We start from the raw sequence: 11470 nt of genomic DNA on the forward strand, positions 1-11470 counted from the left end.
TGGGTCGAGCCTCCCGACCGGGTCAGCGCGTCAGCGCGCGGTCCGCGGCCTCGCGCGCCCAGCGTTCCGCGGCGAGCACGCCCTCGAGCGAGGACTCCCCCGGCGTGTGGGTCTCGACGATCCGCTCGACCGTGTCGACGATGTCGAGGAAGCCGATCGCGCCGGCGTGGAACGCGGCGACGGCCTGCTCGTTCGCGGCGTTGAAGACCGCCGGGTACGTGCCGCCGAGCTCCCCGACGCGCTTCGCGAGGGCGACCGCACCGAAGGCCTCGGTGTCGAGCGGCTCGAAGGTCCAGGTGCTGGCCGTCGTCCAGTCGAGCGGCACCCCGACCTCCGGCACCCGGTGCGGCCAGGCCATGCCGAGCGCGATCGGCAGGCGCATGTCCGGGGGCGAGGCCTGGGCCATGGTGGAGCCGTCGACGAACTCGACCATCGAGTGCACGATCGACTGCGCGTGCACCGTGACGTCGATGCGGTCGTAGGGCACGCCGAAGAGCAGGTGGGCCTCGATGACCTCGAGGCCCTTGTTGACCAGCGTCGCGGAGTTCGTCGTCACGACGAGGCCCATGTCCCACGTCGGGTGCGCGAGCGCCTGCGCGGGGGTGACGTCGCGGAGCTCGGCGCGGCTGCGTCCACGGAAGGGGCCGCCGCTCGCGGTGAGGACCAGTCGGCGGACCTCGGTGTCCGCGCCGGAGCGGAGGGCCTGGGCGATGGCGGAGTGCTCGCTGTCCACGGGCACGATCTGCCCCGGCGCGGCGGCGGCCTGCACGAGCGGACCGCCGACGATGAGGCTCTCCTTGTTCGCCAGTGCCAGCGTCGCGCCGGTCTCGAGCGTCGCGAGCGTCGGGCCGAGGCCGACCGAGCCGGTGATGCCGTTGAGGACGACGTCGGCCTCGACGCTGCGGACGAGGCGTTCGGCGTCGGTGGCGCCGAGCGCGGTCTCGTGGACGTCGAACGCCCGGGCCTGCTCCGCGAGCAGGGCGGTGTTGCTGCCGGCGGTGAGCCCGACGACCTCGAAGCGGTCGGGGTTCCGCGCGATCACGTCGAGAGCCTGGGTGCCGATGGAGCCGGTGCTGCCGAGGATGACGACGCGGCGACGGGCCGGGGTGGTGTCCATGGGTCCCAACCTACCGACGGCGTCGGTGGGCCGGGCCGGGCGGTGCAGCCCGGCTGCCCGGCTGGTGCTCGGTGCGAGGTTGACCACGGGGTGCGAGCCTGTCGGGTCGCACGGGGTGGTCAACCCCGCACCGAGCGGAGATCCGGTCGCTCAGCCCTTCGCGAGGAGGTCGACCACGAAGACGAGCGTGGCGTTCTTCGGGATGCCCGAGCCCTCGGGCGGGGTCGCGCCGTAGCCGTCCGCGGGGGACACGACGATCATCACCTGCGAGCCGATCTTCTGGCCGACGAGCCCGGTGACGAAGCCCTTGATGAGCTGGCCCTCGGCGATCGTGAACGTGGTGGGCGCGCCCTTCGACCACGAGGAGTCGAACTCCTTGCCGCCGTCGTAGACGACGCCCTTGTACTGCACGAGCACCGTGTCGCCCTCGGCCACCGCGGCGCCGTCGCCCTGCTTGATGACCTCCGGGGTGGTGGTGCTCGGGGCCGCGACGTCCGGGATGGTGATCTGCGGCTCGCCGTCGGCCTTGTCCTTGACCGTCGGCAGCTCGGACTTCTGGTCCTGCGGCGTGCCCGTGGCCTTGGTGGGGGTCTTCGCGATGACGTCGGCGACCACGACGATGTCGCCACCGGTCGTGAAGCCGAGCGCCGAGGAGGAACCGATGGCCGCGAGGCGGTCACCGACGGTCGAGCAGGCCAGGAGCGCACCGAAGCCGCTGCCGCCGACCGTCAGCACCTGGGGGTTGCCCTGGTCGAAGCCGACCGTGCCGAGCTTCTTCGCGTTCGACGCCTGGTAGACGCTGTAGGCCACCTGCGCGTACTGGCCGGACTTGAGGTCGTCGCCGGAGCCCTTGATGACGGTGGAGGCCTGCGGGGAGGACGCCGTGAGGCCCTTGTCGAACTTCACCTTCGGAGCGGTCTTCCCACCGAAGTCGCCGGAGACGTCGATCGCGTCGGAGGACTTGCCGGGCTTCGGGCAGCTGGTGATCGCGGCGGGCGTCCCGCTCGTGGAGGCGGAGGGCGACGACGACGCACCCCCGGATCCGGAGCCGGAGCAGGCGGCGAGCCCGAGGAGGACGACGGGCACGAGGGCGATCGGGAGCAGGCGGGGACGCTTCACGAGGACCCAGTCTGCCTCACGCTGTCGATGAGTCCGATCCGAGTGCGCTCTCGTCGACCTGCGGGGCCACGAGCGTGGTCGCCTCGTGGTGCACCGGGAAGGCCACCGAGCGTGCGATGAAGCAGAGCGCGTTCGCCTGGGCGTGCGCGGCCTCGGCGTCGGCCACGCGGTCGGGCTCGGCGATCGTGACCACGGGGTGCAGCGTGGCGCCGGTGAGCTCCCCCGAGCCGTCGCGGTTGAGGTTCAGGGTGGCGGTCGCGCGGTCCTCGTACGCCAGGACCGTGAAGCCCTGGGTGACGGCGACGTGCAGGTAGCTGAGCATGTGGCACTGGGCGAGCGCGGCCGTGAGGAGCTCCTCGGGGTTCCACCGGTCGCGGTCGCCGCGGAACGTCGGGTCGGCCGAGCCGTCGACGTCCGGCTTGCCCGCTGCACTGATGACGTGGTCGCGGCCGTACTCCCGGTACCCGCTCGTGCCGGTGCCCCGGTCGCCGGTCCAGCGGACGGCGACCTCGTAGCTGTGGTCCTGCACGGTGGCTCCTCGTCTCGGTGGCGGTGGTGCTGCTCGGGCCCGCTGCTGCTCGGGCCCTCCGCTGCTCGGTACGATCGCGGTATGACGGAGAGCACCGAAGTCCGCACCGACCGCCATCCTCTCACCGCGGCGGGGTCCGTCGAACTGGCGGTGCTCGAGCGCTCCGGGTTCGACGAGAGCCGGCACGTCGGCGCGGGCGTCGTCGTGGACGCGAGCGGTGCCGTGCTCGACGCCGTCGGTGACGCGACCGCGAGCATCTACCCCAGGTCCACCATGAAGCCCTTCCAGGCGCTGGCGATCCGCCGGGCCGGCGCGCTGTTCTCCGGACCGGAACTCGTCATGACGACCGCGAGCCACGCCGGGACGCCGTCGCACCAGGCGCTCGCCGAGCACATGCTCGCGTCCTTCGACCACGTCGAGGACGACCTCGGCTGCCCGCCGGACATGCCCTTCGACCGGGCGACGGCGCAGACCATGACCGGGCCGCGGCGGCTCGCCATGAACTGCTCCGGCAAGCACGCCGGCATGCTCGCCGCCTGCCGGGTGAACGGCTGGGACGAGTCCACCTACCTGGACATCGCGCACCCCCTGCAGCAGCTCGTGCGGTCCACGGTCGAGGACGCCACGGGCGAGGTCGTCGACGTGGTCGGCACGGACGGCTGTGGCGCTCCGGTGTTCCCCCTCACACTGACCGGTCTGGCCCGCGGGCTCGCCGGGTTCGTCCAGCGGTCGGATGCGGGCACGGCGGCGCTCACCGACGCGGTGCTGGCGAACGCCTGGGCCATCGACGGGGTCGGTCGTGCCAACACCGTGACGATCGAGCGCCTGGGACTCGTCGCGAAGCTCGGCGCCGAGGGCGTCATGGTGATGGCGGTGCCCGGTGGCGCGGCGGTCGTCGTGAAGGTCCTCGACGGGGCGCTCCGCGCGGGGACCCTCGCGGCGCTGACACTGCTGCAGCGCAACGGCCTGGTGCCGGCGGACGGTGTGGCCGACGTGCTCCGGGCCACCGGCGAGAAGGTCCTGGGTGGTGGGGTGCCCGTCGGCTCGGTCCGGGTCGGCGGCGGGCTGCGCTGAACCGACGAGCTGCGGCTTGCCGCGTCACGCGGTGGCCCTCGCGGGGTCGTCGGACGCCGCCGACGTCGACGTCGCCGTTCCCGCGGGTTCCAGCGCGGGCAGCGCCGGGGCGACGGCCACACCGCGCGGTGCTTCCGGGTCGGCACGCACCGTGCACCCGTACCGGCTGACCTCCACCGTCGAGGCCGGTCCGCGCGGCAGCGTCCGGAGGTCCGGGACGACCACGACCGACGCGACCCGGACCCCGGACGCGTCGAGCACGACCGCGACGGCAGCACCGGCGGCCATGCCGCGCCGCCCCGCCGGCAGTGCGACGCCGTCCCCGGCGGCGAGCCGGACGTCGTGGGTGTCGTCCGCCGCCGCGCTCAACGCGGCCGCGAGTGCCGTGAACACGCCGACTGCGAGGGCTCCGTGGCCGATCACGACGACCCCGAGGGTGGCGTCGAGGTGGACCAGCCGTCCGTCCGGGTCGGTCCCCACGGGGAGCGCGTCGAGGGTCGCGGCGGCGGGAATGTCGGGCTCGGCCGGCAGGTGCGTTGGAGGGAGCTCCGGCTCCTGCTCGACGACGACGGGATCACGCACCAGCACCGTGACTGCCAGCAGGACCAGGGCGCAGGCGGCGCCGCCTGTCGAGCGGTGGACGAGCGCGACGACGCCGAGGAGGACTCCCGAGGAGAGGACGAGGAACCGGATGACCGAGGCGCGCATGCCCTGAGTCCACCGCAGTCCGTCCCGCCGACGACCGCGGGCCGACCCATCCGTGGATGGATCGGCCCGTGGTCACTGCTGTGGAGGAGTCCCGCGCAGAGCGGCGAGGACTACTGCACGAGGAAGAACTGCTCGCCGACGTCCACGCGCGCGCCCCGCTCGACGCGGTAGCGCCGACCGGGCTCGCACCGCCGGATCGAGCCGTCGATGTGTCGGATGACCGACCCGTTGCCGGAGAACCGGTCGGAGACCCAGAGGTCGTCGCCGTCCCGCCCGAGTTCCAGGTGCGTCTTCGACACGGACTTCCCCGGGTCGTGGATGGTGAGCAGGTCGTCGAACCGCTCGCCCGGCTCGGGGCGCGGAAGCCGTCCGAAGAGCGCCGTGCCGTGCAGGCCGAGCCGCTCGCCGGTGCTGAAGTGCAGCACGAACGGCGCTCGGGTCGGTGTCTTCGACACGATCCGGGTCTCGTCCACGTCCTCGTCGTCGTCCGGCGCCGGAGCGTGCTCGCCCGCGGCGACCTCGTCGACCGGAGCGGCGCTCGGAGCGGCGCTCGACGTCACCGCGTCCACGAGCGGAGCCGGCGCGGCCGACTCGACCCGGGCCTCCTGGGCGGTCGGGTCTGCCGCGTCCTCGGTCGTGTCCGGCAGCGGCGGGAGGGGTGCCGCGCGCGGCGCGTCCGCGACCGGCTGGTCGGGCGTCGGGGGCGTGGCTGCATCGTCCGCAGCCGTCTCGTCAGCAGCCGCCTCGTCCGCAGCCGCATCACCCGCGGCCGTCTCGTCGTCGGCGGCAGGCGTCGGGTCGGCCCCGTCCCCCGCGTCGAGGTCGCGCGCTGCCCAGTCGGGCCGCAGCATCGGCAGCGGCACCACCGGGCCGGTGAAGGCCGCCGTCACCGCGGGTCGGACCGCGCCGCACTCGTTGCAGAAGATGTCGTCGGGTTCGAGGTGGTGCCCGCACACGTGACAGGTGGTCGGGTGGTGGGCGCCCGGCTGGACCAGGGAGGTGGGCCTGGGTGGCTGCCGGTCGACGAGCGGCTCGACGACGGCGGTGTCCCCGGAGCGGGCGGTGTCGTCCCGATGGGCGGCCGACTCGTGGTCGGTGTCGGTCGCAGCGGGAGCGGGAGGGGGCTCCTCGGTGCGGGCGACCGCCGACGGCTGTCCGGCCTGGTCGTCGGGACGGACACCCTCAGGACGGACACCCTCGGGACGGACACCCTCGGGACGGGCACCGTCGGGTGCATCGGTCGCCGCACCTGCACCCGTGCCCGAACCCGGGCCGGTGCCCGCCGGGGCCTCGTCCGGTTCGGCGGTCGCCCGGTCGTCGGTGGCGCGGCCGATCCACCACGACGGTGCACTCGGCGCGGCGGGTGCCTGCTGCTCCTGCGGCGGCGCCCAGACGGGTGCGGAGTCGACGACCGGCTCGGGGGCCTGGTCGACGGACTCGTTGACCGCGGGACCCGGACCGGGCGCCGGCGCCGGCGCCGGCGGACCGGACACCGGAGCCATGGCGGGCGCAGGAGGACCTGCCAACGGCGCCTGCGCCTGAGTCCGCGGAGCAACCCGGGTGACCTCGGGGTCGTCCTCGCTGACGCCGTGCGCCGATGCCTGGCGGTCGTGCTGGTCGGCGTCTGCGATGTGCTCCTGTGCACGCTCCCCCGGCGCGACGGGAGCGTCCTGCCGTCCGCTCCACTCGCCCAGCCCGCTGCCGGCTCCGTGCACGTGGGTGGGCGCGGTGCGCGGTGCGAAGGAGTCGGGCGTGCTGACGGGCACCGCCGGCGGGTGCTCGTCCTGGCGGTCTGCGCCGGTGAGCCAGGCGCGGGTGGCGGGGTCGAGCGTCGACTCCGGCAGCCAGGCCTCGGCGGCCGGGTCCTGGCGGCGCCCGTGCGCGTCCGGCTGCTGGAGCGGCGGCGGGGTACCACGATCGACGGGCTCGGGAGCGACGGTCCGGCGGCTGGCAGCCGCGCTCACCGCACGCCCGCACTCACCGCAGAAGATCGCCCCGTCCGGGAGCACCGATCCGCAGTGTTCGCATCTGATCACAGGTTGCCTCTGTCCTCGTCCGGCCCGCTGCGACGCTCGGCGGGCCTCCGGACATCGTAGTCACCGTCGGCTCCGCGTCCTCGGCGACCACCGCCCGCCGTGCTCACGGCTGGCGGACGGGTGGCGTCCCGGATGCGTGCGGCGACGGGGTCCGTGCGCAGCGACCGCGTGGACACGGCCGTGCGGAACCGAGCACGCCGGTTCTGGCCCTCCTGCAGACTGCCGATCGCGGTCTCGGTCGCCTGCCACATCCGGTCGGCAGCGCGGTCGTCCGCGTCGGCGGGGCCGAACACGGCACGGTCGGCCAGCGCCGCGAGCCCGGAGCCGCCCTCGCCGGGGGCACCCACGCCGACCTCGCGGCGCGTGGCGGCCGCGGGGACCGCGTGACCGTGGTCGAGGAGGGCATCGCGGTACTCGTCCCACGCCCCGGTGATCCGTGCTCGGGCGTCGGGGCCGCGGCGACGCCGACGGCGACGCGTGCGCTTGATCGCGACGATGACGACGAACGGCAGCAGCACGAGGGCGACGAAGCCGAGCGTGCCGAGCACCCACGGCAGGGCGGCGAGCAGGATCTGCAGCCAGAGCGGGGGCTGGTCGGGGGTGTCCCGGTCGGCCTGCGGGGGCGCCTGCTGGTCCTGGTCCTGCTGCTCGGCGGGAGGCGGCGGCACGACGGTCTCCGGGCGGGTGACCGGCTTCGGGGTCTGGTCCTCGTCCCGGGGGATCTCACGCACAGCGGGGTTGGGGTTGATCGTCACCCAGCCCCACTGCGCGGTGTCGACCTCGATGCGGGCGGTGACGTCCGACCCGCGCAGGGTCGTGACGCCGGCCACCGTGGCGCCGGGGCGCGCCGTGCCCGAGTCGCCACCGGAGGCGAAGCCGAGCACCACGCGCGTCGGGAACCCGATCTGCTGCGCCATCAGCGACGCCGCGACGGCGTACTGCTCCTGGTCGCCGATCATGAGCGGCGCGGTCAGGAGCTCCTGGATGCGGTCGGCCCCGTGGCCCGACCGGCTGGCGCGGTCGCCGCCGATCCCGTGGCTGACGTACCCGTTCCGCTGCAGCGCGCGGACCATCGCCAGGAGCTTCGCGCCGTCCGTCTCGGCGTCGGCGGTGGTCGCGTCGACGGCGTCCCGGACCGCGTCGGGCACGTTGCGGGGTGCCGGGACCGACGCCGTCCCGGGTCGCGCACCCGACAGCTGCTCGTCGGTCGGCTGGTCGGGGACGACCGCGGACAGGTCGTACCGGGTGCCGTCCGCGACGCCGCCCACGACGGCACCGGTGCTGGTGGACCGGTCGTAGAAGAACGCCGCGCGCTGCCGGTCCCCCGTCGTGCCGGCGAAGCGCACCGACTCGAGGTCCCCGACGGTCGGCAGCCAGACACCGCGGTACCCGTCGACCGTCACCCCCACGTCGACGGTCCTCCCGCGGACGCCTCGGACGTCGACGGTGGTCGGCACCCGCTCGAAGGTGCCGGAGGCCGACGACCCGTCGGGACCGCCCACGCGGTAGGCGACGCCGTCCCAGGTGTCGAGCGTGGCGATCCGGACGAACCCGCCCCGGGGCAGCCCGGTCACGCGCAGCTGGGTCGCGTCCGCCTGCGCCGGTTCCTCGTAGGCCCGGAACCCGCTGAGCGGGCTGACGTAGTCGCGGGGGTCGAACGGCTTCACGACGTCGGTCCGCGCGACGGTGCGTGAGGTGGCCGGCGGCGCGACGAGCCCGAGTCCGGTCGCCACGACCGCGGCGGCGACGATGGTGCCGGTACCGACGAGCGCCGGCCGGAGGACGGACCGACGGACCGCGACCCGGGCACCGATGGTCCGCGCCACGGCGACGGCGCGCCGCGCGTGCCGCACCGTGAGCGCCCACACCAGCGCGATGCCGGTGAGCACCACTGCCAGGGCGATCGACGTGTCGAGCCGGCTCGGCCCCAGGACGATCCCGGCCGCGAGCAGCACCAGTGGCGGGATGCTCGCCAGTTCCGGCCGGGAGGCTCGGGTCGCCGCCGTCACGGCGGTCACCGTGGCGAGCAGGATCGTCACGAAGAACGGCACCAGCAGGGCCTCGTAGCTGCCGACGGGCAGGCTGATGGTCACCAGGCGCCTCCAGCCGAGGGCCACGCCGGAGAAGAGCTCGACCAGGCCCTGGCCGGTGGGCAGCAGCCCTCTGGCCTGACCGGGGACCGCCGCGGGCACCCCGGTGAGGGCGAAGAGGGCGACCGTCGCGACGGCGACCGCTGCCGCGGGCAGTCGGTACACGGCACCGAGCAGGGCGACGACCGTGCCACCGACCACGGCGGTCACCGCGGCGACGATCATCGCGTCCGACCGGTGGATCGGCCACCACGCGAGGCTCGCCACGGCGAGGAGCAGCCAGACGACGAGGGTGCTCCCGACGAGTCGGGAGACCGAGACCCGGCGCGCGTTCCTCCGGTCGGCACGGCGGTCGTCCCGCCGCGACCGCGCCGGTGCGCCCACCGGGGCGCTCATGCCGCGGCCGATCGGTGGAGGGCGTGGCGGAGGTCGTCGAGGTAGCCGATCGTCATCACCGTCAGGCCGGGCACCCGGACGAAGCGCGGGACGGCCTCCGGCTCGCAGATCACCGCGACGACCTCGACGCCGATCGGGAAGCGGGTGGCGGCGAGGCGGAGCGTTGGCAGCTCGACGGTGGACCCGACGACGAGGAACGCGACGGAGATCCCGGCGGTGTCGCTCCCGACGATGCGCGCGACCTCGGCCACCGGGAGGGTGGCGTCGGCGAGGGCGACCGAGGCGAAGGCGTCGAGGAGCCGGGTCGGGGTGACGGTGGGCAGTCGGTGCACGGCGTACACGGCGCGCTTCGCGAACTCCGGGGTGCGCTCGGAGACGACGACGGTGACCTCGCGGCCGTCGCGGACCGCTCGGCTGCCGAGGGACGCCGCCGCGCTGACGGCGAGCTCGAACTCGTCCTCGTCCGCGAACTCGGCGCGCGACAGCCCGAGTGCGACGACGAGGTGGGACCGTCGGGTGTCCTCGAACTGCCGCACCATGAGCGCGCCGGTCTTCGCCGTGGACTTCCAGTGCACGGTCCTGGGGTCGTCGCCGGGCATGTACTCCCGGATCGCGTGGAAGGAGATGTCCGCCGGGGAGAGGTCGGTCGTGGCCTGCCCCTCGAGGTCGCGGACCAGACCGGTGCTCGTCGACGGGATCGCGACGGTGCGCGGGTGCACGATGACCTGCTCGCGGTCGGTCCACACGAGCTCCCGACGGACGAGCCCCACGGGGTCGGCGCGGACGCCGGTCACCGGTCCGACGTCGAGCACCCCGCGCCGGAGCGTCGGGACGGGGACCGCGCGCGCGAAGGTGCCGTGCGGGGCGATCGACGGGATCGCGACGTCGACGAGCCCGGAGCCGACGGGGACCTCGACCGTCGTGGGCACCGACGGGAACCGCGTGGGGTTCTCCGCGGTGACCGTGACCGCGGCGGCGTCACCGACCGCGACCCGGCGGACCGGGCGGCTCATCCGGATGAGCAGGCGGGAGCGCCCGATCAGCGCGACGGCCGCCACCGCGACGAGGAGGGCGCCGGCGAAGCCCACGACGACGACCTCCCGGAGACCGAAGCGGTACCCGAGGACGAACGCGACGAGCGTGAGGACCGCCACCGTCCAGCCCAGGCCGGTGACGACGGACGAGACCTCGTCCCAGGAACGGGTGAGCTGCCTCCTGGCGGTGCGCCACAGGCGGACGGACCCGACCACCGCCTCGGCGGCGACCCCGTCTCGGTCGCCGACCAGGCGGCTGCGGACGTTCGTGACGCCGGCGACGGTCCCGGTGCGTTCGTACGCCGTGCTCGAGCGACGCGACCGCGTCGAGGAGGGACGGCGCGAGCGCGTGGAGACGGGCCGGCGGTCGGTCACGCGACTGCTCGGTCGGCGGGTGGTGCGGTCTCGACCAGGAGCTGCGAGATGACGCTCGAGGGGCTCACGCCGTCGAACTCGGCCTCGGCGTCGAGGACCAGCCGGTGCGCGAGGACGGGTTCGGCGAGGGCCTTGACGTCGTCCGGGGTGACGTAGTGCCGTCCGCTCACGGCGGCGAACACCCGCGAGGCGCGCATCAGGCCCATCGCGCCGCGGACGCTGACGCCGAGCCGCACCTCGCTGGCGGACCGGGTGGCGTCGACCAGGCGGGCGACGTAGTCGGCGATCGTCGGGTCGACGTGCACGGTGCGTGCGACGGCGGCCATCTCGGTGATCGTGGCCGCTGGCACGACGCTCGCGATCGGGACCGACGACGCCGGTGCCGAGGAGGTCTCGAGGATCTTCACGGTCGCGGCGTGGTCCGGGTAGCCGATCGACGTCTTCATGAGGAAGCGGTCGAGCTGTGCCTCGGGGAGCCGGTAGGTGCCGGCCTGCTCGACGGGGTTCTGGGTGGCGATGACCATGAACGGCGCGGCCAGGCGGTGGGTGACGCCGTCGACGGTGATCGCGGACTCCTCCATCGCCTCGAGCAGAGCGGACTGGGTCTTGGGGCTCGCGCGGTTGATCTCGTCGGCGAGGACGATGTTGGAGAAGACCGGGCCCCGGTGGAACTCGAATTCCTGCCGGCGCTGGTCGTAGACGCTGATGCCGGTGATGTCCCCCGGCAGCAGGTCCGGGGTGAACTGGATGCGGTTCGTCGACCCCTGCACGCTCTGCGCCAGCGCCCTGGCCATGCTCGTCTTGCCGGTGCCGGGGACGTCCTCGAGGAGGAGGTGGCCCTCGCTGAGCATCGCCGTGACCGCCAGGCGGATCACGAACGTCTTCCCGAGGAGCACCTGCTCGACGTTGGTCACGATGCGGCCGGCGACGTCGGCGAACCAGGTGGCCTGCTCCGGGGTCATGGTCATGCGGGTGTCGTTCCTCGTGTGTCG

At 74.3% G+C, this 11470-nt stretch carries 9 protein-coding genes; 1 reads left to right on the forward strand and 8 read right to left on the reverse strand.

Annotated elements, in window-relative coordinates:
- Nucleotides 1-22 precede the first annotated feature (22 nt).
- The 3 genes from dxr to OXR63_RS00920 all read right to left on the reverse strand — a co-directional run bounded on the left by dxr (nucleotide 23) and on the right by OXR63_RS00920 (nucleotide 2765).
- Complete coding sequence (dxr, locus tag OXR63_RS00910; RefSeq protein WP_267419402.1) at nucleotides 23-1117, reverse strand: 1-deoxy-D-xylulose-5-phosphate reductoisomerase; 1095 nt, start codon at nucleotides 1115-1117, stop codon at nucleotides 23-25.
- A gap of 150 nt (nucleotides 1118-1267) precedes the next feature.
- On the reverse strand, nucleotides 1268-2236 hold the full coding sequence (locus tag OXR63_RS18285) for an FKBP-type peptidyl-prolyl cis-trans isomerase (protein WP_267419403.1): 969 nt from the start codon (nucleotides 2234-2236) through the stop codon (nucleotides 1268-1270).
- A 16-nt stretch (nucleotides 2237-2252) separates the two neighbouring features.
- The gene (locus tag OXR63_RS00920) at nucleotides 2253-2765 is read right to left on the reverse strand and encodes an OsmC family protein (RefSeq protein ID WP_267419404.1); all 513 of its coding nucleotides are present in this window, start codon (nucleotides 2763-2765) and stop codon (nucleotides 2253-2255) included.
- Between the two features lie 81 nt (nucleotides 2766-2846).
- Here OXR63_RS00920 and OXR63_RS00925 point away from each other — a divergent pair, with 81 nt between their 5' ends.
- Nucleotides 2847-3839: an asparaginase gene (locus OXR63_RS00925; protein ID WP_267419405.1), complete on the forward strand. Its 993-nt coding sequence runs from the start codon at nucleotides 2847-2849 to the stop codon at nucleotides 3837-3839.
- 24 nt (nucleotides 3840-3863) lie between these two features.
- On the opposite strand, the gene OXR63_RS00930 is transcribed toward OXR63_RS00925, so the two are convergent.
- From OXR63_RS00930 to OXR63_RS00950, 5 genes are all read right to left on the reverse strand, one after another.
- Nucleotides 3864-4547 (reverse strand): hypothetical protein, encoded by a 684-nt coding sequence (locus OXR63_RS00930; protein WP_267419407.1) that lies wholly within the window; start codon nucleotides 4545-4547, stop codon nucleotides 3864-3866.
- 110 nt (nucleotides 4548-4657) lie between these two features.
- On the reverse strand, nucleotides 4658-6511 hold the full coding sequence (locus tag OXR63_RS00935; RefSeq protein WP_267419409.1) for a hypothetical protein: 1854 nt from the start codon (nucleotides 6509-6511) through the stop codon (nucleotides 4658-4660).
- Nucleotides 6512-6579: 68 nt separating this feature from the next.
- Entirely contained in the window at nucleotides 6580-9069 is a 2490-nt protein-coding gene (locus OXR63_RS00940) for a transglutaminaseTgpA domain-containing protein (protein ID WP_267419411.1), read from the reverse strand.
- Complete coding sequence (locus tag OXR63_RS00945) at nucleotides 9066-10478, reverse strand: DUF58 domain-containing protein (RefSeq protein WP_267419412.1); 1413 nt, start codon at nucleotides 10476-10478, stop codon at nucleotides 9066-9068. The genes OXR63_RS00940 and OXR63_RS00945 overlap by 4 nt, the downstream gene beginning before the upstream one ends.
- Nucleotides 10475-11446: an AAA family ATPase gene (locus OXR63_RS00950; protein ID WP_267419437.1), complete on the reverse strand. Its 972-nt coding sequence runs from the start codon at nucleotides 11444-11446 to the stop codon at nucleotides 10475-10477. The genes OXR63_RS00945 and OXR63_RS00950 overlap by 4 nt, the downstream gene beginning before the upstream one ends.
- Between the last annotated feature and the right edge of the window lie 24 nt (nucleotides 11447-11470).

It is taken from the genome of Curtobacterium sp. GC_Cur_3, from assembly GCF_026544205.1.
Lineage (GTDB): Bacteria > Actinomycetota > Actinomycetes > Actinomycetales > Microbacteriaceae > Curtobacterium.

Coding starts and splice junctions, on each gene's coding strand:
- dxr (WP_267419402.1), bottom strand. CDS start 1,117: ATGGACACCACCCCGGCCCGTCGCCGCGTCGTCATCCTCGGCAGCACC.
- OXR63_RS00925 (WP_267419405.1), top strand. CDS start 2,847: ATGACGGAGAGCACCGAAGTCCGCACCGACCGCCATCCTCTCACCGCG.
- OXR63_RS00930 (WP_267419407.1), bottom strand. CDS start 4,547: ATGCGCGCCTCGGTCATCCGGTTCCTCGTCCTCTCCTCGGGAGTCCTC.
- OXR63_RS00940 (WP_267419411.1), bottom strand. CDS start 9,069: ATGAGCGCCCCGGTGGGCGCACCGGCGCGGTCGCGGCGGGACGACCGC.
- OXR63_RS00950 (WP_267419437.1), bottom strand. CDS start 11,446: ATGACCATGACCCCGGAGCAGGCCACCTGGTTCGCCGACGTCGCCGGC.